Source organism: Oscillospiraceae bacterium NTUH-002-81 (genome assembly GCA_032620915.1).
Classification (GTDB): domain Bacteria; phylum Bacillota; class Clostridia; order Lachnospirales; family Lachnospiraceae; genus JAGTTR01.
Genome location: CP136052.1, coordinates 2212483 through 2237850 on the forward strand (window position 1 = coordinate 2212483; position 25368 = coordinate 2237850).

29 protein-coding genes and 2 pseudogenes are annotated in these 25368 nt (G+C 52.6%); 1 reads left to right on the forward strand and 30 read right to left on the reverse strand.

From position 1 onward, the window contains the following. Nucleotide 1: 1 nt before the first annotated feature. The 14 genes and pseudogenes from RJD28_10790 to rnhA form a co-directional block, all read right to left on the reverse strand. Nucleotides 2-967, reverse strand: a complete 966-nt coding sequence (locus RJD28_10790; protein ID WNV56808.1) for an ABC transporter permease — start codon at nucleotides 965-967, stop codon at nucleotides 2-4. A 13-nt stretch (nucleotides 968-980) separates the two neighbouring features. Further along, nucleotides 981-1961, reverse strand: coding sequence for an ABC transporter permease (locus RJD28_10795; GenBank protein ID WNV56809.1), 981 nt, complete (start codon nucleotides 1959-1961; stop codon nucleotides 981-983). Next, entirely contained in the window at nucleotides 1954-3192 is a 1239-nt protein-coding gene (locus RJD28_10800; GenBank protein ID WNV56810.1) for a sugar ABC transporter ATP-binding protein, read from the reverse strand. Before RJD28_10800 ends, RJD28_10795 begins: the two co-directional genes overlap by 8 nt. Further along, nucleotides 3131-3478, reverse strand: coding sequence for an ATP-binding cassette domain-containing protein (locus tag RJD28_10805; protein WNV56811.1), 348 nt, complete (start codon nucleotides 3476-3478; stop codon nucleotides 3131-3133). The genes RJD28_10800 and RJD28_10805 overlap by 62 nt, the downstream gene beginning before the upstream one ends. A 96-nt stretch (nucleotides 3479-3574) precedes the next feature. Continuing rightward, on the reverse strand, nucleotides 3575-4735 hold the full coding sequence (locus tag RJD28_10810; protein ID WNV56812.1) for an ABC transporter substrate-binding protein: 1161 nt from the start codon (nucleotides 4733-4735) through the stop codon (nucleotides 3575-3577). A 231-nt stretch (nucleotides 4736-4966) separates the two neighbouring features. Then, entirely contained in the window at nucleotides 4967-5923 is a 957-nt protein-coding gene (locus RJD28_10815; protein ID WNV56813.1) for a phosphoglycerate dehydrogenase, read from the reverse strand. 13 nt (nucleotides 5924-5936) lie between these two features. Next, complete coding sequence (locus RJD28_10820; protein WNV56814.1) at nucleotides 5937-6608, reverse strand: hypothetical protein; 672 nt, start codon at nucleotides 6606-6608, stop codon at nucleotides 5937-5939. A 50-nt stretch (nucleotides 6609-6658) separates the two neighbouring features. Further along, nucleotides 6659-7330, reverse strand: a pseudogene (locus RJD28_10825) (NAD(P)-binding domain-containing protein). Between the two features lie 17 nt (nucleotides 7331-7347). Beyond that, nucleotides 7348-7974, reverse strand: a complete 627-nt coding sequence (gene eda / locus RJD28_10830) for a bifunctional 4-hydroxy-2-oxoglutarate aldolase/2-dehydro-3-deoxy-phosphogluconate aldolase (protein ID WNV56815.1) — start codon at nucleotides 7972-7974, stop codon at nucleotides 7348-7350. Between the two features lie 74 nt (nucleotides 7975-8048). Further along, entirely contained in the window at nucleotides 8049-8870 is an 822-nt protein-coding gene (locus tag RJD28_10835) for an FGGY-family carbohydrate kinase (protein ID WNV56816.1), read from the reverse strand. Continuing rightward, nucleotides 8857-9465 carry an FGGY family carbohydrate kinase gene (locus RJD28_10840; GenBank protein WNV56817.1) on the reverse strand — a complete coding sequence of 203 codons (609 nt, stop codon included), beginning with the start codon at nucleotides 9463-9465 and terminating at the stop codon, nucleotides 8857-8859. Before RJD28_10840 ends, RJD28_10835 begins: the two co-directional genes overlap by 14 nt. Nucleotides 9466-9633: 168 nt before the next feature. Next, nucleotides 9634-9909, reverse strand: a complete 276-nt coding sequence (locus tag RJD28_10845) for an FCD domain-containing protein (GenBank protein WNV56818.1) — start codon at nucleotides 9907-9909, stop codon at nucleotides 9634-9636. Further along, entirely contained in the window at nucleotides 9902-10336 is a 435-nt protein-coding gene (locus tag RJD28_10850) for a GntR family transcriptional regulator (protein ID WNV56819.1), read from the reverse strand. Before RJD28_10850 ends, RJD28_10845 begins: the two co-directional genes overlap by 8 nt. A 127-nt stretch (nucleotides 10337-10463) precedes the next feature. Next, on the reverse strand, nucleotides 10464-10940 hold the full coding sequence (gene rnhA / locus RJD28_10855; protein WNV56820.1) for a ribonuclease HI: 477 nt from the start codon (nucleotides 10938-10940) through the stop codon (nucleotides 10464-10466). A 212-nt stretch (nucleotides 10941-11152) separates the two neighbouring features. Here rnhA and RJD28_10860 point away from each other — a divergent pair, with 212 nt between their 5' ends. Then, complete coding sequence (locus tag RJD28_10860; protein ID WNV56821.1) at nucleotides 11153-11644, forward strand: GNAT family N-acetyltransferase; 492 nt, start codon at nucleotides 11153-11155, stop codon at nucleotides 11642-11644. Between the two features lie 15 nt (nucleotides 11645-11659). Here the strand turns inward: RJD28_10860 and RJD28_10865 are convergent, their stop codons facing one another. The 16 genes and pseudogenes from RJD28_10865 to RJD28_10940 form a co-directional block, all read right to left on the reverse strand. Continuing rightward, on the reverse strand, nucleotides 11660-12349 hold the full coding sequence (locus RJD28_10865) for an MBL fold metallo-hydrolase (protein WNV56822.1): 690 nt from the start codon (nucleotides 12347-12349) through the stop codon (nucleotides 11660-11662). Between the two features lie 132 nt (nucleotides 12350-12481). Continuing rightward, nucleotides 12482-13009 carry a cob(I)yrinic acid a,c-diamide adenosyltransferase gene (locus tag RJD28_10870; GenBank protein ID WNV56823.1) on the reverse strand — a complete coding sequence of 176 codons (528 nt, stop codon included), beginning with the start codon at nucleotides 13007-13009 and terminating at the stop codon, nucleotides 12482-12484. Between the two features lie 112 nt (nucleotides 13010-13121). Beyond that, nucleotides 13122-14117: an adenosylcobinamide-phosphate synthase CbiB gene (cbiB, locus tag RJD28_10875; protein WNV56824.1), complete on the reverse strand. Its 996-nt coding sequence runs from the start codon at nucleotides 14115-14117 to the stop codon at nucleotides 13122-13124. Continuing rightward, the gene (locus tag RJD28_10880) at nucleotides 14114-15064 is read right to left on the reverse strand and encodes a histidine phosphatase family protein (protein WNV56825.1); all 951 of its coding nucleotides are present in this window, start codon (nucleotides 15062-15064) and stop codon (nucleotides 14114-14116) included. Before RJD28_10880 ends, cbiB begins: the two co-directional genes overlap by 4 nt. Beyond that, nucleotides 15051-15482 (reverse strand): bifunctional adenosylcobinamide kinase/adenosylcobinamide-phosphate guanylyltransferase, encoded by a 432-nt coding sequence (locus RJD28_10885; GenBank protein WNV56826.1) that lies wholly within the window; start codon nucleotides 15480-15482, stop codon nucleotides 15051-15053. The genes RJD28_10880 and RJD28_10885 overlap by 14 nt, the downstream gene beginning before the upstream one ends. 25 nt (nucleotides 15483-15507) lie before the next feature. Continuing rightward, nucleotides 15508-15978: an 8-oxo-dGTP diphosphatase gene (locus tag RJD28_10890; GenBank protein WNV56827.1), complete on the reverse strand. Its 471-nt coding sequence runs from the start codon at nucleotides 15976-15978 to the stop codon at nucleotides 15508-15510. A gap of 87 nt (nucleotides 15979-16065) precedes the next feature. After that, nucleotides 16066-16860 carry an adenosylcobinamide-GDP ribazoletransferase gene (locus tag RJD28_10895; GenBank protein ID WNV56828.1) on the reverse strand — a complete coding sequence of 265 codons (795 nt, stop codon included), beginning with the start codon at nucleotides 16858-16860 and terminating at the stop codon, nucleotides 16066-16068. Continuing rightward, entirely contained in the window at nucleotides 16844-17461 is a 618-nt protein-coding gene (locus tag RJD28_10900) for a bifunctional adenosylcobinamide kinase/adenosylcobinamide-phosphate guanylyltransferase (GenBank protein ID WNV56829.1), read from the reverse strand. The genes RJD28_10895 and RJD28_10900 overlap by 17 nt, the downstream gene beginning before the upstream one ends. Continuing rightward, nucleotides 17427-19022: a cobyrinate a,c-diamide synthase gene (locus RJD28_10905; protein ID WNV56830.1), complete on the reverse strand. Its 1596-nt coding sequence runs from the start codon at nucleotides 19020-19022 to the stop codon at nucleotides 17427-17429. The genes RJD28_10900 and RJD28_10905 overlap by 35 nt, the downstream gene beginning before the upstream one ends. Beyond that, the gene (gene cobK, locus RJD28_10910; protein ID WNV56831.1) at nucleotides 19019-21787 is read right to left on the reverse strand and encodes a precorrin-6A reductase; all 2769 of its coding nucleotides are present in this window, start codon (nucleotides 21785-21787) and stop codon (nucleotides 19019-19021) included. The genes RJD28_10905 and cobK overlap by 4 nt, the downstream gene beginning before the upstream one ends. Next, nucleotides 21738-22022, reverse strand: coding sequence for a hypothetical protein (locus RJD28_10915; GenBank protein WNV56832.1), 285 nt, complete (start codon nucleotides 22020-22022; stop codon nucleotides 21738-21740). The genes cobK and RJD28_10915 overlap by 50 nt, the downstream gene beginning before the upstream one ends. A gap of 49 nt (nucleotides 22023-22071) precedes the next feature. Continuing rightward, nucleotides 22072-22308, reverse strand: a pseudogene (locus RJD28_10920) (hypothetical protein). 14 nt (nucleotides 22309-22322) lie between these two features. After that, nucleotides 22323-23474 (reverse strand): cobalt-precorrin-5B (C(1))-methyltransferase CbiD, encoded by a 1152-nt coding sequence (gene cbiD, locus RJD28_10925; protein WNV56833.1) that lies wholly within the window; start codon nucleotides 23472-23474, stop codon nucleotides 22323-22325. Nucleotides 23475-23490: 16 nt separating this feature from the next. Next, on the reverse strand, nucleotides 23491-24294 hold the full coding sequence (locus RJD28_10930) for a nicotinate-nucleotide--dimethylbenzimidazole phosphoribosyltransferase (protein WNV56834.1): 804 nt from the start codon (nucleotides 24292-24294) through the stop codon (nucleotides 23491-23493). Between the two features lie 245 nt (nucleotides 24295-24539). Next, entirely contained in the window at nucleotides 24540-24725 is a 186-nt protein-coding gene (locus tag RJD28_10935) for a hypothetical protein (GenBank protein WNV56835.1), read from the reverse strand. Next, the gene (locus RJD28_10940; protein ID WNV59605.1) at nucleotides 24725-25366 is read right to left on the reverse strand and encodes a precorrin-8X methylmutase; all 642 of its coding nucleotides are present in this window, start codon (nucleotides 25364-25366) and stop codon (nucleotides 24725-24727) included. The genes RJD28_10935 and RJD28_10940 overlap by 1 nt, the downstream gene beginning before the upstream one ends. Between the last annotated feature and the right edge of the window lie 2 nt (nucleotides 25367-25368).

Genomic DNA, 25368 nt, shown 5'->3' on the forward strand with positions numbered 1-25368 from the left:
TCTAGTTATCTTTTGATTTCTTTCCGTATACAGAGAGCAGAAGCACGATAATGATCGCACCCTGTACCATCTTTTTTCCGGATTCCGGCATGTTCAACACGGTCATAATACTGCTGATGATCGTCATGATACCAACACCGGCAATCGTTCCCACATAACCGCCAACGCCGCCGCTGACTGCTGTACCTCCCACAACAACTGCTGCAATGGAATCCATATTATAGCTCTCGCCTGTTGACAGGAAACTGGTTCCCGTATATCCCAGGAAAAGCATACCGGTAATCCCTGCAAAAATACTTGCAAAAACATAAGTCATAAGCAGAATTGCGGGAACATTGATCCCTGAATATTTGGCACATTCCCGATTGACACCGATGGCATAAATGGATCTTCCATACGTGGTACATTTCAAAGCAATGATAATCGCTGCTGCCAAAATAATCCAGATCAGTGTGGTTCCATTGATCACGCCGCCAATCTTATCATTGGCGATAAAAGAAAGGATTGGGGATGTTTTTCCTTTCGGTGCTCCGTCACAGTAAATATACGCAAGTCCATATACCGCAGTTCCTGTTGCCAGTGTCATGATCATCGCCGGAATTTTCAGGAAATAAACGCCGCATCCATTGATCAGCCCGATGAGAGCCGACACAAGAATTGTAATCACAAATGCTTTCGGTGTGTTGGCATTTTCTCCGGAAATCACCTGCGCACAAACAATATTTGCGAACACCAGCGTATACCGCAGGGAAAGGTCAATACCTCCTGTCAGAATAACCAGCGTCTGTCCGATACATGCAATTCCCAAAAATGCCATCTGTCTTAAAATACTGCCAATATGCCCCAAAGCCAGAAATCCAGGGCTGATTACATTTGCAATCACTGCCAGAAAGATCATGACTGCATAGACAAGAATCAGAGGCAGTGTTTTTTTGAATCCAATCGAATTCGTATCAATTTTCTTCATGTCCATTCTCCTCCTATCGTTTTGAACGAATTGCACTTACAGAAAGCGCAATGATCAGGATTAATCCCTGGAATACGTACTGATAATAGGAAGAAACCCCTTTTAAATTCAAAAGGTTGGAGATAATTCCCAAAATCAAAGTTGCCGCAATACAGCCGATCACACTGCCCTTTCCTCCGGCCAAAGCAGCACCGCCCACAACAGCCGCATTGATGGATTTCTGCGTATAGGCATCTCCTACAATGGGACTTCCGCTTGTTGTAAATGCGCTGATATACAAGCCTGCCAGCGCAGCCATAAACCCACACAGCATAAATGCTTTGATCTTTACGCGATCCACATGAATACCGGAAGATCTGGCAGACTGTTCATTTCCGCCGATTGCCAGAAGGGCACGGCCAAATTTTCTCCGGTTGATCACGATCCACATAATCACCGTGGTTACGAGAACAATCAAAACGGGAATCAGATAATTACATCCTTTGGAAATAAACTTGCATAATTTAGAGGGAAGCGTTCCCGTCGGATTCGGCATAATCAGCAATGCGACTCCTGCGAAAAATGTCTGGGTTGCCAGTGTTGCAATCAGCGGCTGCAAATTGCCTTTTGTCACAAGCAGGCCATTGACAAATCCAATACCTGCACCAACTGCCAGAGACAGGATTCCCGCCAGTACCCAGGTCGAAGGGCTGTCTGTGATCAAGGTTACACAAATGACATTTGTAAGAGAAATCACAGACCCCGTAGACAGATCCACGCCGCCCAGCAATACACAGCAAAGCTGTCCATAAGAAACAAGCAGTAAACCAATATTGGCCGAAAGCAGATTTCTCAGATTTCTCATCGTCACAAAACGATCTGCCGTCAAAACAGCAAATATGATCATGACCGCCAAAAACAGATAGGCAAAAATCACTTCGTTCTTTCTCTTGATCAGCATCTGCCGATTATGCTTGGACTTCAAAACCCCTATCATATTTCCACCGCTACTCATGATCCTCACCTCCCGCAGTCTTCTTATTCAAATTCATGGCGCCACGCATGATGACTTCCTCGCGAATTTCATTGCCGGAAAGCTCCCCTGTAATTCTGCCCTCATACATGGTAATGATCCTGTCACTCAAACCGATCAGCTCCATCATGTCACTGGAAAACATAATAACGCCAATTCCTTCTTCTGCTTCTTTCCGGATCAGACGATAAATTTCCTGTTTTGCTTCCACGTCAATACCGCGGGTAGGTTCATTCAGGAGAAGCACCTTCGGATGTGTTGCCAGGCTCTTTCCAATAGAAACCTTCTGCTGATTTCCACCGGAAAGATTTCCAACCTGCTGATCCGGCGTCGGCGTCTTAATATTCATCACGCCAATGTATTCATCCACAATCCCGTCTTCTTTTTTCTTATCTACAAACCCCAGCTTCTGCCGCAGATAAAGGCTTGCCAGCGCAAGATTATCCCGCACAGATAATTTCAGGCAAAGTGCCTGCACCTTTCTGTTCTCCGGCACATAACCGATTCCATATTTCAGTGCTTTCTTTGCTCCCTGATATTTCAGCTCTGTTCCGTTTAAAATAACAGATCCCGAACTGCGATGCCGCACACCGGCCAGTGTCTGCAACATCTCCGTCTGTCCCTGTCCATCCAGAGCGCCGATTCCAAGCACCTCCCCTTTATGCAGCCGCAGACTGATATCGTGAATGTGCCCATTGTCATTCATTTTATCTACCTTCAGAAGAATTTCATCCGATATTTTCCCCGGCTTGGGAGGGAAGATTTCCTGCAGATCCCTTCCAACCATCATGCGGATGATATCGCTTTCTGTCACATCAGACAGCTTTATCGTATCAACCAGCTTTCCGTCTTTAAGAACAGTTGCGTAATCTCCAAACTGAAATACCTCTTCCATTCTGTGTGAAATAAAAAGAATCGTTTTTCCCTTTTCCGTCAGTCCTTTTACGATCGTATACAGCTTTTGCACTTCTGTTTTTGTCAATGTAGCTGTGGGTTCATCCAGAATCAGAATGTCCGGATCATAGGATAAGGCTTTCAGAATCTCTATCATCTGCTGACTGGCGATTGGAAGATCCCCGGCAGTTGCATACGGGTCAATTTCAATTCCATATCTTTCAGACAATGCAACGGCTTCATCAATCAACCCTTTTTCATGAATGGTCGCTTTCCGGCCTGCTCTTTCTTCCTGATTGATAAAGATATTCTGTGCCACTGTAAGCTCCGGGAAAATAGACATTTCCTGATATACCATGGCAATTCCCTTTTTTCTGTGCATCAATAGGATGCTTGAACTGTACAGGGTTTCCATTCAGGATAATCTCTCCTGAATCAGGCTGATACAGGCCTGATAAAATTTTCAGCAGTGTACTTTTTCCGGCTCCGTTTTCTCCCTGTAAAACATGTACCGTACCCGGGAGACAGGAAAAAGAAATGTGGTCTACCGCATGAACACCTACAAATGCTTTATCAATATCTTTCACTTCTAAGATTGGTTTCATGGTCATCTTCCTTACCTCTGTCTTATTCTTAAATATAACCCGCCATCACCCCGGATGGCGGGTTATATTCAAACACTCTATCTGGTTTCTTTACACTTATTTACCAAACAGCTCCTGAAGCTTCTCATCGCTCAGACGGGATGCTACCCAGTAATTGTCATTCAGATCATCTCTATAGTACTGATCCAGATTTGCAGATGTAACCGGATCAACAGACATCAGATACTCTTTCTCAACAGTTACGCCATCCAATGCGCTGACTGCAACATCAAGAGCTGCTGCACTCTGTGAGCAGGGGCAGATGAATGCGAGAGAATCAAATCCCTTGTCCTTATTCTCAACCCAGCTTCTTAAGAATCCGTTGGATCCCTCTCCGGTCATCGGTACCAGGTCTCTGCCTGCACTGTTGAATGCATCAATTGCTGCCTGTGTCATAGCACCGCCCTGAGAAAGAACACCGTCAATCTCAGAATATGTGCTTAACAGATCCTCTACAGAAGATTTTGCTGTTGCATAGTCCCAGCCGCATTTTGCATTTGCAACAATCTCAGCATCCGGACAGGTGGACTTCAGGCCATCGATCATACCCTGAGAACGGTTGGAATCTGTGGAGGTTCCTGCTGTTCCGTCCAGCTGAATAACCTTTGCGCCCGCTTCCAGCTGTTTGCCAAGCCATTCTCCTGCGGAGAAACCAAAGTCATAATCAGACACCTTGATCTTGCTGGTAATCTTGTCAGAGGATACGTTATTATCAAAGTTTACAACAACGATGCCCTCATCCTCGGCTTCTTCCAGAACATCATTCAGACCATCCTCTGTAATTGCAGTAACAACGATGGCATCGCATCCCATGGTGATCAGGTCGTTGATATCCGAAATCTGTTTGGACTGATCATTATCTGCATTGAGCATTACATAATCAGAAATGATACCAGCCTCTTTCAGCTTCTCAGCTTCAGACTCGAATTCAGCTTCCATCTGCTGTCTCCAGGAGTTTCCTACAGAATAGTTAGAAAAACCAATCTTCCATTTTCCCTCCGGAAGGCTTGCTGCATCAATTGCATCCAGAGTAGCTGCTGCGGTATCCACAGCCTCTGCTGCACCGGTCTCTTCCGCCGCATCATCCTTGTCAGCTGCTTCCTCTGTTTCTGCAGGAGCTGCAGTATCCTCCTGCTTGGAATCGGAACTTCCGCATCCAACTGCCATAGATACTGCCATTGCTGTACAAAGCAGCATTGCTAACGCTTTCCTTTTCATAGTAATATTCCTCCCTTTGTTCTTTGTCAATTTCATACAATTGGCATTTTTTGATATAAATATATATACACCATTATAGACAAATTGTAAAGAGCCAAAATATTATTATCTAAGATTTTCTATATTTTTTTCTAAATAAAAAATTTTATTTTATCATTTCCGCCAAAAGTAAAAAAGCAGACATTCTCAGGCGTTTATCCCGATAAACATCTGCTTTTTTGTTGCATATGGTTATTTTACCTCAAATTTACAGCTTCCCTTCGTCAGCACATCAACTGCATTCTGTGCTGCCATGAGACTCATCTTGCTGCTGGCTTCTTTCGTTGCTGCGCCTGCATGGGGTGTCAGGATGCAATTGGAAAGTGTGCACAGACGGCTGTCATACGGCGGCTCGTCCACAGTAGCATCCAGGCCGGCTGCGCGGATCTCGCCTGATGCGAGAGCCTCATACAGGGCATCCTCATCCACAATACCGCCTCTTGCTGTATTGACAAGAATCGCTTCGTTTTTCATAGCCTTAAACTGCGCGGTACCGAACATATGTCTGGTCTCCGGCGTCAGGGGAGAATGGATGGTGATGAAATCAGACTCCCTGATCAGGGTATCCAGATCTACATACTCTGCGCCGCATTCTTTCTTAAACGCCTCGTCCTGATACTGATCATAGCACAGAATCCGCATGTTAAAGCCGGTGCAGCGCTTTGCAACACCTTTCCCGATCCGGCCTGCGCCGACAACGCCAAGGGTCTTTTCCCACATTTCCAGTCCCTGAGGACGAACCTGGTTTCTGGCCTTGATGCCGTTATCCATAGTTGTCACGTTTCTTGCGCAGTCCAGCATCAATGCCATTGCCATATCTGCCACGGAATCCCCGTTGGCACCAGGGGTAATGGTCACTGCCACGTCATGGGCTGCTGCTGCCTTCACATCTACCTTATCATATCCCACGCCATAGCGGGAAATGACCTTGAGGTTCTTGCCACAGGCGATGAGTGCCTCATCATAGTCCTCCAGGCCGGCGATGACAGCGTCTGCCTCCGGCAGCTCTTTCTTTAACTGCTCCGGGATCGGGCCGTCAGCAGCCACCAGTTTCTTTACTTCGCAGTCATTTGCTTCCAGCAGCTCCAGGGCTTTGCTGTCAGCAGTTCCAAATGATCTGGCGGTAACCAGAACTTTATATTTTGCCATTTTGCAATCTCCTTTACTCCTGCTCCCACTCCGTGTGGAAGTGTCCTTCCCGGTCGGTTCTCTCATAGGTATGTGCGCCAAAGCAGTCTCTCAGCGCCTGCACGAAATTCACCGGCATCTGCTCACTGCGGTAGTAATCATAATAATGAAGCGCAGAAGCAAGAGCGGGAACGGCAATCGCCGCGCTCTCTGCCCTGGTGACCGTTTCCCGCAGAGCGGGCTCCAGATCACCGATATAAGAGAAAGTATCCGTCAGAATGAGGTTTTTCTCATTCTCTTTCAGGGAATCTTTTACTTCTGTCAAAAGCTCACTGCGGATGATACAGCCTGCTCTCCACACACCGATCAGATCCGCCAGGTCGATGTCCCAGCCATTCTCATCAGATGCCTTTGCGATCAGTGCCATACCCTGGGCATAGCTTACGATGATCGCCAGAAGCAGGGCATCTCCCAGCTTCTTTGCACAGTCATCCATGACGACCGGAACTGCCGTTGCAGAAAGCTTCTCATGGCCCTCTTTACGGACTGCCTTGTCAGATGAAAAGTTTCTGGCAAACACTGCCTCAAAGATTGTCGGGATATATACGCCGCGGGCAATGGATTCCTCCAGTGTCCACCGGCCGGTTCCCTTCTGGGCAGCAACATCCAGAATTTTTTCCACAAGAGGGGTGCCGTCCTCGTCCATTTTTTTTCCAGGACGCTGACGCTGATGTCGATCAGATAGGAATTGAGGCGGCTGCTCTTCCACTCCCGGAAGATGTCCGTGATCTGTTCATGGGTCAGATGTAACCCGTGCTTCATCACATAGTACGTCTCCGCGATGAGCTGCAGCACCGCATACTCAATGCCGTTGTGCACCATTTTCACATAATGCCCCGCACCCTCTCTGGAAATATACGTACAGCAGGAATCCTCCCCGCAGTGTGCTGCGATGGTCTGCAGGATATGCCGGGATACATCCCAGCCCTTCCGGCTTCCGCCTGCCATCATACTGGGGCCGTAAAGTGCACCCTTCTCACCGCCGGATACACCGACACCGAGGAAACAGATGCCCTTATGCTCCAGATCCTCATATCTGCGGGCAGTATCCTTAAAATAGGAATTGCCGCCATCTATGAGCACATCGCCCGGTTCCAGAAAGGGAACCAGCTCTGCAATGACACTGTCCACTGCCGGACCCGCAGTTACCATCATAAAGATGATCCGCGGTGTTTTCAGGCTTTCAACCATTTCCCGGACATCCGCACACACTGCGTAATGATCCTCCTTGCCCGGCACCGCAAAACGTGCTCGCTCTGCATCACTTTTGCTGTAAGCCGCTACCCGGAAATCATGATGGATCATGTTCTTTGCCAGGCTGCTTCCCATTACGCCAAGACCATACAACGCAATATCACAATTTTTCATGCCGTGCCTCCAAAATATTATTCTCTTACAAGAGCAACTGCCTCTGCGGTCAGTTTCTCGATCTCATCAAATTTGCCTTCCTTGATCAGGCTCTCTTTTACCATCCAGCTGCCGCCGCAGGCGATGATCTTCGGGCTTGCCAGATACTCCTTTACGTTGCCTGCGTTTACACCGCCGGTGGGCATGAATCTTAAGGACGGGAACGGGCCGGAAAGTGCCTTGATGGTAGCCAGTCCGCCGTACTGAGATGCCGGGAAGAATTTTACAACCGGAAGGTTGTACTCCATTACCATCATGATCTCAGTAGGGGTGCATACGCCCGGGAATACCGGAATATTGTTCTCTACTGCAAACTCGGTAACTGTTTTGGAGAATCCAGGAGTAACGATGAACTTTGCTCCGGCCTCTTTTGCCTTCTTTGCCTGCTCCAGGTTGGTTACGGTACCTGCACCAACGAGCATCTCAGGGCATGCCTCGGAGATTGCCTTGATGGAATCTGCTGCAGCCGCGGTACGGAAGGTTACCTCAGCAACCGGAAGTCCGCCTGCGATCAGTGCTTTTGCCAGCGGCACTGCATCCTTTGCATCCTGAAGTACCACAACAGGAACCAGTTTCAGCTCTTCGATTTTCTTGTTTACATCCATTTTTCTCTTCCTCCATTTGATTTTTATTGGTTTATATTAATTAAAATATTACCCGCAATTAAACATTTGCCCCATCAGCAGCCTGCTTCATAGCATTTCAGGTATCTTTGGAATTTTTTCTCATAAAAATCTGCCATCTCAGGGTTTGGATGGATGATCTTCGCCGGTGCGGGGTCAAAATCCCGTACATCACCGATCACGCCAGCCAGTTCCATAGCCAGCACTGCACCGCCAAGCAGGGAGCCCTGCTCGTTATCGTCCACCTCCAGATCCTTCTGGAAAATATCTGCACACATCTGTGCCCATGCCGGAGAATGCAGGATACCGCCGGAAAACTTGATCCGTTTTGGCGGTTCATTCACCTTCGTCAGCATCTTGTAGCAGTGGTACAGGTTGAAAAGGACGCCCTCCTGTACTGCCAGATAGAGATCATTGGCCTTGTGTTTCGGCAGGATCTCCAGAAAACCGCCCTTTCTCTCATCATTCCAGCCGGGGCAGCGCTCACCGAACAGAAACGGCAGGAATACCGGGTTCGTCTCCCGGTCGGTGATGCCCTTCTCGATCTCTCCATAGGAAACATCCTGACCAAAAGCGTGATCCTTATACCAGTCGATGCAGTTGCAGCAGCCGTTGGTGGCAGCGCCGCTTAACCATGCCTTGGGGGACATGTAGCACCAGGTGCTGGGCTGATCCGGCAGTACCGGCTGTGCGGTCGTCAGACGGATGGCACCGCTCGTTCCCACAGAAAAGGTCATTACCCCCTCCACGGAAGCACCCACGCCTACCTGGTTCAGGCCTCCGTCGGAGCTGGTAGGAACAACCGGGATCCCCGGCTTCACACCCAGCGCCGCTGCCGCCTCCGCCGTCAACGGATACGTATGCTTATAATCGATCACCTCCAGAAAGCTGATCCTCGGTGATGCCTGCCTCTTTCAGGATCTCCGGATCATACTTTTTCGTATGGGTATTCAAAAGTCCTGTTCCGGAAGCCAGGCACTCGGTGATGATCCGCTTGCCGGTCATCCGGTAGTTGTTGTATGTACCCTGTCCGAATACATAATGCCTGCTTAAATCATAGCCCTTCTTTTTCAGAAGAAGCAGCTTAAAGAACGGATAGATGGCATTGACCATACATCCGGTCTTATTGTAAAACCATTTTACATACTCCGGATCTTCCCGGAGTTCCTTACACACCTCTGCAGCCCCGGTGTAGGACCATAGATAGACCGGTGTCACAGGCTTCATATCCTGATCGCACAGGAACAGGCTGTGCCAGGTCCCGCTCAGAGAAATCATGGAAATCTCATGGCCCGCTGCCACTTCTCTTCCCAAAGCGATCATCTGTTCATAGACATTATCCGCCCTGTGCATCGTCACATCTTCGTAGTTACCGGTGTACGCCCGCGATTTCACATCAAATTTTCCGGTGTCTGTATCATACAGCATCGCCTTGGCTGATGTGGTACTGGCTTCCAATACCAAAATGTTCATATTCCCTCAACCTTTCTACAACCATTTTATTTTATAATATTTTTTAATCTTTAAAAAAAATTTTTTTCTTTATCAAACTCAATTTTATTATAGAATTGTTTTGGGCATTCTGTCAACAGAATCCGTTCAATTTTCTTGATTCTAAACAGATTATACAAGCACTGCCTGTTAAAACAGTTTTTCCACCTTCAACACCCGCATGATCGTCTTCTTTGAATTATCATAATGGGTATTGATGGCAATCTTCAGTGCCTGTTCATCCTTTTCACAGATAGCATCCAGCATCTGACGGTGCTCCATCACCCCGGCCACATCCTTCTCCCGGGACTGCCTGTGGAACACATAATTGGAATATACGAAAGGATTGATGCTCTTGTAAACATCCAGAATCTTCCGGTTGCCGGTACATTTCAGATATAATTCATGAAACTTATAGTCATACATGTATTTTTTCCAGGTACTGCTCCAGGGAAGCATTTTCACTGATCTCTGCCACAATCTCCAGATGTTCTTCCACATTCTTTCGCATCTCTTCCTGGAAGATCCGGTTGCTGGCCACTGTGTCAATGACTTCTTTTGTATAGTAGAGATCCATCATCCTGCGGATATCAAAAATCTCTCCTGCTTCATCCGGGGAAAATTCATGTACCTTCATGCCCTGTCTCGGATAATTGTCAATGACGTGCTCCGTGCAGAGCCGGTTCAGTGCCAGCTTCACCGGTGTCTCACTGACGCCGTAACGGGCGGACAGCTCCTTCGTCTTGAGCTTCTGTCCCGGTAAAAGCACATGCCCCACAATGTCCCTTCGGATCTGCTCATAGACGGTATCCACCAACGTTTCTTTTCCGTTTTCTATCTTTCCACTTGCCATTTCTTCTCTGTCTCCATTTCTTTCGATACTGCTTTCTTATAATGTATCATAAAATTCATGAAATCAGCAACCATTCCCTTGCATTTTATGTCATCATCTCTTTATTTTCTGCTTACATCTCAAAAAATTATGGCATGCCGGGATCCAGCGGAAGCTCCTCCCCATCTGCCGCCGAGGTGGCCAGATGGTCGCACCGCTCATTGTATTCGTGTCCCGCATGACCCTTCACCCAGAAAAACGTCACCTGATGGGGTGCCTTTGCCGCCAGCAGCCTCTGCCACAGATCCACATTTTTTACAGGCTCATTTTTTCCCCGTTTCCAGCCCTTTTTCAGCCAGCTGTCTACCCAGTGTTGATTGAACGCATCCACCACGTATTTGGAATCGGAGATCACCTCCACCTCACACGGTCGGTTCAGTGCTTCCAGACCGGCAATCACTCCCATCAGCTCCATCCGGTTGTTGGTCGTCCGCCGGTATCCGCCGGACAGTTCTTTCTCGTGGGCCACCCCCTTCGGATCCACATAAACAAGCACGGCTCCATAACCTCCCGGGCCGTCCGGATTGCCTCTTGCAGCCCCATCTGTATACAGCTTTACTTTCATAAATTTTGTCTCAACTTTCTTTTCCTTAAAATTTTCTGTTAATTCCGTTGTTTTACTTTTAATAACGTTTAAATTTATGTGTTAAATTTTCTTAACGTTATTTTAACGAATCTTAACTTTACTAGTGGTTTTTTACAATTTTCATGTTATAATAATAATAGAAATAAGGCAATATTACAAGCCTCATTCACCAATAGGAAAGAGGGGTTTCTATGAAAGAACAATGGCTCAGTAAACTGGAAAAATATTTAACAGATGCCCTGAAGGGAATTATTCATGTGCCGTACAGAATTATCTGCACATATCACGATAAGATTCTGAGTGTGACACTGATCAACCAGACCTCAGGGAAATCCTACCTGATCGCTACCGTCCGCGGAAGAAAGGATCCTGACAAACAGACGTATATTGAACTGTTTTACGTGATGCCGCATTTCCAGGGCTGCGGCATCGGCCGCACGATCCTCGATTATTATTCCCAGATCCAGATTGCCGAGGGAGAAGACGAGATTCATCTGAAGCCACTCCCGTTCCTGCCTGAGAGCCGCAATCCGCTGGAATATTTCCGCCTGTACACCTGGCTGGGCGGCAAAAATCACACGCTCATGACCCGACGGCAGCTCATCCGCTTCTATCAGAGTGCGGGTTTTGAACCCATGCGGCCATCGGACATCACATCAGAGATGCAGAGACAGCTGGCTTAATGCAGTTCCATGCCTTTATATCTGAAATTTCTCGCCCGGTCCGTGGATCGGGCGTATTTTTTGCCGGTAAGGTGCAGACAGCTCCATCCCGCACAGTTTTTCCGTGATCCCGTAATCGCCCCACTGGTGCATGGGAAATACCTGCCGGGTGTCCGTGTGCCGCATAAACCAGTCGAAGCCCACGGCAAAGGCGTTCTCCTGCCGGGGATCCAGCACCACAAAAGCCGCATCGATGGGCAGCCCTTCCAGCCTGCCGATCTCCCGCTTGTAATCCTTTTCCATCTGCCGGTTCTCAGCCTCAGATTCTCCTTCCCAGTGCCACCAGTTCAGATCTCCCGCGTGATACAGCCGTTTTCCGCCGATCTCCACCACAAAGGCCACCCCCACATCCGTGGAGCGCAGTGTCCACACATGCATGCCGTCGATCTCCTTCTCATCCCCTGCCCGCATGCGCAGGATGCCGTTGGCTTCCGCCTTCTTTCCCGTCATAATATCTCCCGAGAAAATATAAGTCACATCCCGGCCTTCCCTTCGGAAATCCAGCACCGCCCGGTTGTAGTGATCCTGATGCCTGTGGCTCACAAACACGTATAACGGCCTGGAAAACGCCACCGGCGGGATTTCTCCCTGGTAATAATCAAATAACAGGCAGCGGTCTTCCAGTTCTACGAGAAAGCCGCTGTGGCCAATGTAGGTAATTTCCATCCTTGCACCTTCCCTCTATATTGTCATCTTCTTTTTTTCTTCTGTTATCTGCTCTCTTTGTCTCTGTTTCCAGACATGAGCAGGTCTGCGTATAGTCTCTGTATCGTCTGATTTCTTTCTATCCCTTACTTATCAATATTCTATCCCTTCCCGGGCCGGTAATCCCTGGGCGTAAGGGTGTCGGATACAGCGCATTTCTGTCACGTAATCGGCCAGCCCCAGCAGTTCTTCTCCCGGATCTCTGCCGGTGAGCACCACCTCCAGATGCGCCGGTTTTTCACAGAGAAACGTCCGTACCGCTCTGGGATCCAGCAGCATGGCCTGATAGGCGCCGATGCTCTCGTCCAGCACCAGAAGATCCGCCTGCACTTCTTCCGCCCGACGCACCGCCCGGTCAAACAGCGCCTGATAAGCGGCAGCTGCCCGCGCTCTCGTCTCCTCCGTCATCCGAAAGGTGAAACCGAAATTTTCCGGGCAGGTCAGCACCTCGATGCCGGGAATCTGCCGCAGAATCTTTATTTCCGAGGAAGTGCCATCCTTCAAAAACTGCACGAACACCACTTTGCGGCAGCTGCCCGCACAGCGGAGCGCCAGTCCCGCAGCCGCCGTGGTCTTGCCTTTGCCGTCCCCGCAGTAGATATGTAGCTTTCCCTGTTCCATTTTGAAGGCTCCTTTCTCATCTTCCCCTGGCATATTTTCCTCAAACTTCCATTTTTAGAAAGTAATCTTTCTTTGAACCAAAATGGTTGCCTGATTCTTTTCTCGCCTCACTTTACAGTAGATTTACCGTTCTCTGTGTCAGCAAAAAACGAACCGCCGCAAACAACAGAAAAGCCAGCACGCAGCCCACCGCCATGAGCCGGTTGGCTCTTTTGATATCCGCATCCTCCGGAGATCGTTTTGCCTCCCCCAGTGTTTCTTTGTGATGAAGCACACCAAAATACCAGGCATCCCCACCCAAAGTGACACCAAGCGCTCCCGCCATGGCCGCCTCGGTCTGGGCCGAATTGGGGCTGGCATGTTTTTTCCGATCCCGTTTGAACATCTGCCAGGCATCGGCGCCATCCATCCGACAAAGCCAGGATGCCGCCACCAGCAAAAGTCCGGACAGCCGGGAAGGGATAAAATTCAGCACATCATCCAATCTTGCCGCACAGGTACCAAAATACTGATATGTTTCATTTCGATAACCCACCATGGAATCCATAGTATTCACCGCTTTGTACAGCAGCATGGGGAGCGTCCCTCCCAGAAACAGGAAAAACAGCGGTGCCACCACCCCGTCGGACATATTTTCCGCAACCGTCTCCACGTCCGCCCGGATGATTCCTTCCCGGGAAAGCACTGCCGTGTCCCGGCCCACGATCATGGAAAGATTGTGCCGGGCCAGCTCCACATCCCCGGCAGCCAGCGCATGGTACACCTTTATGCTCTCTTTTCGCAGACACCGCATGGCCAGCAGCTGATACGCCAGAAAACACTCCGCCGCAAAGCCCAGCCAGGTGGAAATCCGGTACAGCACCGCCCGCAATACTGTCCATACCACCCAGGTACTGCCCAGCACAAGAATGCACAGCAAAATACCGCACAGCCGCTCCATCTGTTTACGGTCGGCTTCCTCCGGCAGGCGGTCAGTCAGCGACCGAAGATACCGATCCAGTCCGCCGATCACGGTACCCAGCAGCCGTACCACATGGGGCATCCACAATGGATCGCCCAGCAGCAGATCCAAAATAGCAGCAATTACTGCAATCCACAGGATTCTCATAAGTGTTGTTTCTCCTCTTTTCTTTCACCAGTGGGCGGCCATACCCCCTGTACCAGCAGCCGTTTTGTCCTGTCGTCCCACAGGCAGCGATAGCCATGGCCGCAGGCCGTCTGCCAGTCGTAGTAGTCCTTCTTCGGTTCCCCGTAGCGGGATAAAAGCTCCATGATCGTTCCGCCGTGGGCCAGCAAAACGCAGGAATGCAATGCTCCGCCGTCCGATCCGTTACCGCCTTCTCCGCGATATATCCTGGTATCTCTGTCCGGCATAACGGAATCTGCGATGTCGTATCCTGATTTTACTTTACCACTTTCTGTGTTTTGCGCAACATCTCTACACATTGCTTTCATATCATCAGTCATATGGTACTTCGTCATTTTTCTTTTCATTTTTCGACAAAGAATGCCCCACCCAGCCTGTATCCTCGTCTTCACCTGATCTGTGCTCTCACCGCCTGGACAGCCGGTCTGCCCGCCGCTGGCGATCCATGCCCGATACGCGGTATCGTCTTTTAATTCTTCGTAGGTGTGATACTCAAAGTCTCCAAAATCCGTTTCCCGGAATTCCGGGATTATAAGCTGTGGGATACCCGGGAATAGGATATCCGCGCTCTCCTGACAGCGGCGCAGGGGACTTTGAAACACAACATCCGGCAATGCATTCTGGCGTGTGCTTCTCCGATACCGGCCAGCTCGGCTGCACTCGTGTTTTTCACTATCCAAGTCACTTCCACTGCATTCCCACTTTTTACCATCCGGATCATTCCCACTGCACGCACGCTTTTCACTGTCCAGATTGTCTCCGCTGCGCTCCGCGCCATCCAGGTACTCCCGTATTTTACAGAGTTCCAGCCTGCCCGCCGGGGAAAGTCCCTCATCGGTTCTTCCCACGTATCGGCGCTCCTCGTTCCCCTTCGTCCGGCCATGACGGATCAGATCAATTTGAAACATAGACGCCCTCCTTTTTCAGGCACCGGGGGATGCCGCACAGCACCCGATAAACATCCGTGGCCTCCTGAGAAAGCAGACAGCTGATCCGGCCCACCGTTTCCCGCCAGCGGCGGATATCGGCATCCAGCGGCACAATGCCGCTTCCCACTTCATCCATGATGATCCAGACGTCGGGATTTTGGTGCAGCAGTTCTTCCACGAAAGCATACGGATCCTGCTCTTCTGCCATGCCCCGCCAGATTGCCTGCTCCAGATGATGGATCACCGGCTTTGCAAAGAAATCCTCCCAAGCGCAGATTTCTCCCTCCGCTGTCAACGCAGAAATCTGCGCTTTCTGTGGAATTTTTCCTTCCTGTACCAGCTGCTCCGCCACAAAATCCAGCTTTCCCTGAAAACTGCCGCCGAATACAAATTTCATTTTCTGTCTCCTTTTATATTACTTTTCACAGCGCCAATGGATTTCCGTCTAAGATTCCCTCCACCAGCTGTTCCCCGTGATACACCAGTTTCAGAGAAAAGAAAGGTGCGTCCGTCTGCAGCAACCGCAAAAATACCCGGTCACCTTCCCACAGCGGTCGGTTCATGACCTGAGCTTCCGGCACCCAGCTCAGTGTCCCCTCGTCGCAGGCGCCCAACGTCCCTTTCCAGCCGCCCGCTGTGTACAGAAACATGTATTCCGTTTCCTGACAATCTGAGACAAAGGTGACAATACCGCGAAAAACATGGGAGGTCAGCGTCAGCCCCGTTTCCTCCCGGACTTCCCGAAGCATACATTCCTCCGGGCTTTCCCCTTCCTCAAAATGGCCGCCCACGCCGATCCATTTTCCTTCGTTGCCGTCCTGTTTTCCGGCATTTCGATATAACATCAGCCATTGGCCGTCTTTGATCAGATAGCATAGTGTTGTAAGCTTCATTTTTCGATCCCGCTCCTGTTCCAATTATTTTTCCATCCCCATCATCCGCGCTTCTATCTCCCGATAACAAGAGAAACATACCTGTTTTTACAGATGGCTGCCTACCAGCCAAGCCGCCGCCATGGCAAGCTCGCAGATCTGCAGAAAAAATCCCGCCAGATCCCCGGTGATGCCGCCGAATTCTTTCCGGCTCATCCTTTTATAATAGAAAAAACAGACTGCCGCTGCCGCCCACATGCAGGCAGCACACCGAGCGTCCAGCCACAGCATCCCCGCCGCACAACAAAGCAGATACCCGGCCATGGCCCATATGCCGGTCTTTTTCACCGCCGCATCGGAAAAAGAAGCCGCCAGGCCGCTGTTTTTGGCACAGGGAAAGGTAAGCACCGAAAGCCCGGACAGCGCCCGGCTCACCGTAAAGCCCAGCGCCAGCACAAACAACTTTCGGCTGTCGGAGAAATTTTGCATCGCGCCCATCTGTTTTTCCAGAATTTCCACATAAAGGCCACAGGACAGCAACAGATAACAGCCACAGGACAGCACCGCAAAAGCGCCTGCCCGGGAGTCTTTCAAAATCTCCAGCTTTTTCTCCATGGGCTGCCAGGAACTTAGAGCGTCCATGGTATCCATGAGCCCGTCCATATGAATACCGCCGGTGACCGCCACAGGCAGCAGCGTCAGCAGCACCGCCGTCAGCGCCGTTCCCAGACCCAGCAACTCACAGATCTTCCACAGCACCAGAAACAGGGCACCCAGCACCGTTCCCACCAGGGGGAAAAAGCACATCACGTACCGCATATGTTCCTTCGTCCAGTCCGTCCGCGGCACCAGCAGCCGGGAATACATGGAAAATGCAATGAGAAAACTACTCCACACATTCATAGTCTGCACTTCTCCTTTCTGCGCCTTTCCACACATCCGCGATCCCGGCAGTCACCTCAATGACCGTATCCGCCGCCGCGGCCATCCGGCAGTTCACCGTTCCCAGCACCTGTTTATACGCCTGCACCAGGGTTGTCTCCCCGTCCCGGTCCGCAAAAATGTCATTGGTCACCAACACCAGATGTCCGCAGTTTTCCCGCAGCCGGAACAAATCCGCCGTGATCTTATCCGCCGTTTTCTCTGTCAACGCGGCGGCATTTTCTTCTGTAAGCTCCACCGGGCCGCCAAACAGCTCGTTGGCCGCCAGATTGGAAAGACATTCCAGCAGTACTGCACTGTCGATTGGAAAAGAAAGCGTTCCCACGTCCCGGTATTTTTCCACGGTGGCAAAGCCTTTGCCCGCCCGGAGCGCCTGATGTCTGGCAATGGTTCTGGCTCCTTCCTCGCCATAGGGCTCCATGGACGCCACATAAAACCGCTGCCTTGCAGGAAGTCCGCACAAAATCTGCTCCGCAAAGGCGGACTTCCCACTGCCGCTGCCGCCAACCACCACTGTCAGCGTTTTTTTATCTTTCTGTTTGTTGTCCTTCCAAACTTTCATCTGCCTGTCCTTCCAAAACCATTGCACCAACGCATCCGACCATTCCCGTCAGCATCTTCCGATGGCATTCCGCGACCTGTTTTCCTGCGCATCTCTCTTGCCACTGAAAACAACCTTTCACGAAATTTCCGGCCAGCTCCGGGTTGGAACCATAGTATAAATGAGGAAATCCCGCCAGAATCTGCTGTTCCTGCCGCATGCAGGGCCAGTGGCCTTTTCCCGAGGCTTTCACTGCCTGAAACATATCGCCGTTGTCGTTGGTGTCCCAGTAGTGGAACTCATGGGCCCGGATGGACTGTCCCGCAGGCAGAAATGGTGTATCTTCCCGGGCAGTCACTTCCACATACCCGAAACGTACCAGCTTCCCTTTCGGAACAGCTTCTCCCGCCAACGCTCCCACCATGTTCCAGCGCTTTCCTTCTGCATCTGTCAGGCCGTCCAGCAGATACAGGAAACCGCCGCACTCCGCCAGACAGGGCATCCCCTCCAGAAGACGCTCCCGGATGGACTGCCGCATAGATATGTTGTTTTCCAGTTCTTTTCCGTGCAGCTCCGGGTAGCCGCCGCAAAGCAGCAGCCCCTGGATGTTTTCCGGTAGTTTATCATCCCGCAATGGAGAAAAATAGACCAGCTCTGCGCCAAAGCTTTCCAGAATCTGTAAATTTTCCGGGTACAGAAAACAGAACGCCTCATCCCGGGCCACACCAATACGGACATGCGCTTCCACCTTGCCCGACATTTCTCTTTTCTGTCGCACGCGATCTTCCTTTGGTACTGGTGTTCCTGCCGCTGGAGTCTTTGCCGCTGATATCTCCACCATTGGCCTCTCCACCACTGATGCCTCCACCTCCGGCGCCGTCTGTGCCAGCGCCAGCAGTCCCGGCAGATCTAGGGTTTCCGCAAGAAGCGCCCCCAGTTTTTCCATCTGCGTCTGCACCTCTGGGATCTCCTCCGGCAGCACCAGCCCCAGATGCCGCCCTGCCAGGAAGGGATCTGTCAGCTCCGGCACATAGCCCAACACCCGGATGCCCTTGCCGCCATTTGCCTCTGCCAGTTCTTCCTCCACCATCTGTTTCAGCAGCGGATACATCCCTTTGCTGATCCGGTTCAAGATCACACCGGCGATGTGGCTGTCCGGCCGGTATTGTACAAAACCTTTGATGAGGGGTACGAGAGATTTACTCATCCCCCGGCCTGGCACCACAAGCACCACCGGTGTGTCCGTGGCCGCCGCCACCTCGTAGGAGCTGGCCCGGTCGCTGGTGCCGCCAAGCCCGTCATAGTACCCCATGACGCCCTCCAACACCGCCACATCCTTCTCCCGGCAGCGAAAAGCCAGTAATTTTCTCAATGCCTGATGATCCAGGAACCAGGGATCCAGATTGCAGCTGTCCGTCTCCAGCACCGTCCGGTGAAACATGGGGTCGATGTAATCCGGGCCGCATTTAAAGGCCTGCACCCGATATCCCGCTTTTTTCCAGGCAGCCAGCAGGCCGCAGGTCACCAGCGTTTTCCCGCTGCCGCTGGAAATCCCGGCCAGCATCAGCCGCAGGGCCTTCATCGTTTTTCTCCATAAAATCTTCCGCCATTCCACGACTTTTCCTGCGCGTTTTCAGACACGTCCTCTACCCATCCCTGTTCATCTGTATGCCACATCTCATTTTCATTTTTCGTATCCGGTGATTCACCATCTCCATAGGCCTCTTCGGTCAGGTATTCTGGTTCTTCCGTTGTCTGCATTTTTGCCTGCCATCCGTCCTTCGCATCGCCCTGGCAGCTCATGATATACACGGGATTACCGCCGGTCATGAGATGGCTGGAACCCACAGCCCGGGAACGGGCCGTCTGCACCAGTGTGGCCGCAAAATCCTTCAGCGGCAGTTCCCGGCAGCACCGGGTCATCTCCGCCACGGTTTCCAGCGTGATCGCATTGACCACAATGTGGATCTTTGGATTTTTTTCCAGCAAAAGCGTCAGAATCTCTTTCAGCTGGCCGCTGCTGCCGCCGATAAAGGCATGGGTGGGCACCGGCAGCGCTTCCATGGCGGCAGGGGCTTTTCCGTACACCGTCTCCACGTTGGGCGTGCGGAATTTTTTCTTATTTTTGCGGATCAGCTCCACCGCGTCCGCTTTCTGCTCGATGGCATACACCGTTCCCCGGTGTGCCCGGCGGGCTGCCTCCACCGACACGGAGCCGGTTCCTGCGCCGATATCATACAGCACGCTGTCCTCGGTCAGCCGCAGCCGGGACAACGACAGGATCCGCACCTCTTCCTTCGTCATGGGTACCTCGCCCCGGATCCATGCTTCATCCGGAATGGAAGCTGCAGGATGGCGGTCGAAATCGTCATTTTCGATGAGTGCCGCACACAGATCTTTGAAATGATCCTTCACCAACTCCTCCGGCGTGCCCACGGTGATCTGCTCATCCGGGTAGGAAAGCCGCTGACCCACGGCGATCTTTACCCGGGACAGCCCGTATTCCATCAGTTCCTGGCACATGGCGTGCACGCTGTCCTGCCCGCTCAGCAGCACAAATACCGCCGGATGACTGTCCACGCAGGCCACCAGATTGCCCGTTCTTCCATGGAGGCTCACCGGGCACACCTGCTCGTAATCCACATGCAGCCGGGATGCCAGATAGGACAGGCTGGAAATGCCCGGCAAAATCGTCAGGTGCGCATCCAGCGGCAGCAATGCCTCCCGCAGCTTCGCCGCGCCGCTATAAAATCCCGTATCTCCAGACAGCAGGATGCAGATATGCTCAAATTCCGGGTGTTCCTCCAGATAAGCCTTCACCTTATCCGGCTGGTAGCCTGCCCACAGCTTGCAGGAATAGTCCCGGGCACATTCCAGCATCCGCTCCGCGCCGATGCACACGTCCGCCTGGACGATGGCCTCTTTTACCGCTCCGGTCATCATCTGCTCACTGCCCGTACCGATGCCCGCCAGCGTGATGTGGCGGCTGCCGCCGATGTGATAAAATTTTTTCAGATAGTCATAGATCTGGGGCAGGGAATACCCTTCCTCCCGGGAAGGTCGTCCCACCACAATGAGCTGCGCCCCCGCCTGTCTGGCAGCCCGCATTTTTTCATCGAAACCGCCCTCCCGGCCGCCCTCCTTGGTCACCATCCATTTGGCGCTGGTCTGGTGCAACATGGCCTCGTTCAGCTCCTGAGAAAAGGGCCCCTGCATACAGATCAGATTTTTCCGTTCAAAGCCCAACTCCATACAATCCATGATGGTCTGGGCGTCAGGCAGGATCCGCGGGTACACCCGGGTGCGGTAATCCGCCAGCTTCCGGTATTTGGAAAGCTCCTTGCTGCCGGTCACCGCCAGCACATTGCCCTTCGTATGGGAAAGAAAGTCCACCGCTTCCTCCACGCTGCCCACATGGACGCCGTCGGAGGCATCAGATTCCCGCCGACACACCCGTAAATAAGGCACCGACGTCTCTGCCGCCGCCCGCCGGATGTTGTCGCTGGCCTCTCTGGCATAAGGATGTGTGGCATCCAGCACCAGATCAAAGGCATTTTCCTGCATTTTCTGCACCATATGTGCCTCGTCCAGCCGCCCCGCAGACACCCGTATGCCGCCGGATTCCTCGATCAGCTCTTTCCCGTAGTCGGTGGCCACCACCACCTCCGCCATGATGCCTTCCTTCCGGCAATAATTTACCAGCTCTCTTCCCTCTGTCGTTCCCGCAAAAATCAAAACCTCTCCGGTCAAAACCAAATCTCCTGCCTTCCTTTTGCCAATGCCACTGTTACCCCGGAAAACACCTGCTTTTTTCAAAACAAGGGCTCCGCCTTCACTGCCTGTCACTGCCGCCCGCTCGCACACATTGTCCACACCGGTGATCTCCTGCACAAAAGGCGACGGGGTGAATTCCCCTTCTGCCTGCAAAAGCGCCTCCGCCGAAAAACACCGGAACGGCACTTCCATCTCCCGACAAACCTCCAGAAGCCCTGCCTCTTTTGCTTTCAGATCAATGGATGCCACAAGACGGATATCCATAAGCGAGCCCCCGACCTGGGCTGTGGCCTGCTGCAGGGCTTCCAGAATGGCTTCCTTTGATGTTCCTCTCCGGCAGCCCACTCCAGCTGTCAACTGGGCCGGATACAGGTGCAGCGTCTTTTCCCATCTATTCTGTCCGTCTTTTCCGATAGAAATACCCAGCGGAGATTTCTTTCCATCCGCTTGTGCATCCCCTGACACGTTTGGATTGTGCTGTTCCAGACGTGCCCTTTCAGACATCGCTCCTGTTTTTTCTTCTTTATACAACGCCCCGGGCCAGTCTCCGTACAGCGGCATCTCCGCCACCACCGGCAGCCGCTCCCCCTGTAAAACCCGGGCAGAAACCCTCCTTGGCCAGCGCCTTCTCCCGGATCTTCAATCCGTTTTTCCGGGCAAACACATCCACCGCGAACTGCCCGTTCACGTCCGTGGCCGTGGTCAGCACCGGGGTCGCTCCCAGAAGTGCCGCCACCTGCAGCGCCAGCGCATTGCCGCCTCCCGCATGACCGCTGAGCAGGGGAATCACCGCCTCCCCCCTTCTCATCCATGACCAGCACCGCCGGATCTTCCCACTTACTTTTCAGAAACGGGGCAATGCTGCGCACCGCGATGCCGCAGGCCCCGATGAACAGCAGCGCTTCCTTTTCCCGAAACATCTGCTGCACCCAGTTCCACATGCCGCCCTCTGCCGGAAGCAGACCTGACCGTCTGGCTGCCGCGGCGCCCGCGTAGCCCTCGGCCGTATATCCATTTTCCCGGAGCCGTCTGCACACCTGCAGCGCCAGCGCTCCGCCCTGTCCGGTAAAACCGATGACTGCAATTCTCTGCATCTGATCTGCCTCCTTTACTTCCCATTTTCCTGTAAATGCCGGAGAAGTACCTCCGCCTGTCCGGTCTGCCCCAGCACACCGTATACATTGGAAAAAACAATGGCGCCCACCTGGGTTTTCCCGGCGGCCCGGCGTGTCAGCTGCCCCTCGATATGCTCCATCAGATGCTGCATCACCGATTCCAGAAATCCCGCCTCCTGCAAAATCCGCAGCGCCTCATCGGTGGTCACGCTTTCCAGAATCCTGGGAAGCACCTCCCGGGGTGCCCCGGCCCGCACAGCCTCCGCGCACAGGATCGCCATGCGGCAGTCCCCGTAGGCAGAATGGGTATTCATCATCCCTTCGGCCAGCTTCACAAATTTTCCGATATGGGCCACAAAGAGCACGCCTTTGGCCCCCTCCCGGACGGCCATATCCAGGCTTTCTCCCACATAGTTGCTGCATTTCACCGGCTGCACATGGTCTGCCAGATGGTGTTCCTTCACAAAATCTTCCCCGTAATTGCCCGGCACCAGCAGCAGATACCCGCTGCCATTTTTCACTGCCATGCGGATTTCCAGACCGATGGACGCCACCAGCGCCTCCTCGCTCATGGGTTCCACAATGCCCGAGGTGCCCAGAATGGAAATACCGCCCACAATGCCCAGCCGTGGATTGAAGGTACGCGCCGCCAGCGCCTCACCCTCCGGCACAGAGATCTCCACCACCAGGCCGCCGGTATATCCGTACTCCCGACAAACAGTCTCTACCCCTTCCAGGATCATTTTCCGGGGCACCGGGTTGATGGCCGGTTCTCCTACCGGCACCGAAAGTCCCGGTTTTGTCACGCGTCCGACCCCCACGCCGCCGGTCAAAACAAGCCCGGGACTATGTGCAAAAGACACTTTGGCACAAACCATGGAACCGTTGGTGATATCCGGGTCATCCCCGCTGTCCTTCACCACCCCGCAGCTGCAGCTGGAAGCCGATAGGCTAGTTTCCACCAGAGAAAGGCACAGCGTGCTCCCCTCCGGCACCCGGAGCTTCACCTCGGACACCGGTTTGCCGGACAGCAGCATCCGGGCCGCCCCGGCCGCAGCTACCGCCGCGCACGTGCCTGTTGTATATCCTCTTCTTAATTTTTTCTGTCCCCGGTAAACGAAGGGGGCATCTGTCCAGTCTGCCATGGCTTCTCCTGTTTCTTTATCGCAAATGTTCATACGCTTTTACGCTGCCGCCCGCAAAGGTGGGCAGCTGGGTATATTCCGCAAATCCGGCCTGCAGCACCGGATAAGCCACAGCCGCGCCGGTTCCCTCTCCCATCCGCATGTCCGCGTAGAGAAACGGTTCCAGTCCCAGCGCCTCCAGCATCCATTTTCCCGCCGGTTCCCCGGAACAGTGGGTAGCGATCATGGCATCTCTTGCCGCCGGGCAAAGCTTCCAGGCACAGCAGGCAGCCACCGAAGAAATGAAGCCGTCGATGAGCACCGGCATCTGATATCTGGCACCGCCCAGAAAAAGTCCGGTAAGCCCGGCAATGTCCAGACCGCCCACTTTCGCCAGCACGTCCAGCGGATCTGCGGCATCCGGCTGATTGATCTTGAGCGCCCGGTCGATCACTGCGATCTTGCGACGCAGCCCTTCCCCGGACAACCCGGCGCCATACCCGGTCACCTCCTGGGGGGAACGTCCAAGAAATACCGCCGCCATGGCACTGCTGGTGGTGGTATTTCCGATGCCCATCTCCCCGGTGATCACCAGGTTACGACCCTCTTCTTTCAGTTCCTTCATGACAGAAAGTCCGGTGAGAATGGCTTTTGCCCCTTCCTCTCTCGTCATGGCCGGCTCTACAGCAATGTTTCCCGTTCCCGGCCGCACCCGGCAGTTGCGGATCCGCGGATGCTTCCCTTCCGTTTTCATGCCAATGTTGACGGGATAGACCGGTGCCCCAAACTGGCGGGCCAGAATGCACACTGCCGAAATGCCCGCGCCCATATTTTCCAGCACCTGGGCCGTCACCTCGCTGCCGCTCTGGGAAACCCCCCTCTTCCACCACGCCGTTGTCCGCGCCCATGATGACCACCGTCGGACGGCTGATGTCAGGCTGTATGGTGCCCTGGATCCCGGCCACCCGCACCACCGCTTCCTCCAGCTTTCCAAAACTGCGCAGCGGTTTGCAAAGGGTATCCCACCGGTTCCAGGTGTCTGTCATCATCTGTCGGTCGGCACCGGAAATCCGGGTAATTTCCTTATCAAGAGTATCTTCCCAGGAACTGTTCCGTGCCGCTTTTTCCATTTTCAAAAGCATCTGTTCCCATTTTTTCTTCCTCTGGCTTCCTCGATCCTTCCAACCCTTTCTGCATTTTGGGCTGCACCGATTCTTCCGTCTGCCATGGTGCCTCCGTCTGTATCTTTCCCCACTGGTTCTGCTTTTTCATCAGACGTTCTCCTTTTTTGGCGCATACAACAGCGCGTTGCAGATCGCCGCCGCAATGTTGCTGCCGCCCTTTCGGCCTCTGGCCACAATATAGGGCACTTCTGTCTGCATGATCAGTTCCTTTGCCTCCACCACATGGACAAATCCCACCGGCACGCCGATGATCAGCGCCGGGGAAAAGCCGTTTTCCCGGATCAGGTCATACAGACGGATCAATGCGGTCGGTGCGTTGCCTATGGCAAAGATCAGCGGCCCCGGAAGCGCTGCCGCCCGCTCCATGGAAACCGCAGACCGGGTGATGCCCCGCGCCTTCGCTTCCCTTGCCACGTCCGCATCCTGAATAAAACAGTGGACGCTGCCGCCGTATTCCGCCAGCTTCCGCTTGTTGATCCCGGCCATGGCCATGGTGGTATCCGTGACGATATGGGCACCGTTTTGCAGGGCGCGGATGCCCGTTTCCACGGCTCCCGGACTGAAACAGAGGTTGTCCGCGTAATCAAAATCCGCCGACGTGTGAATGCATCTGCGGATCACAGAAAACTCCGGCTCCGGGAAGGTGCGTTCCCCCAGCTCCTGACAGATGATCTCCATGCTGCGCTTTTCGATATCCTCCGGCCGCACCGGATCCGGCTTTTTAATGATCT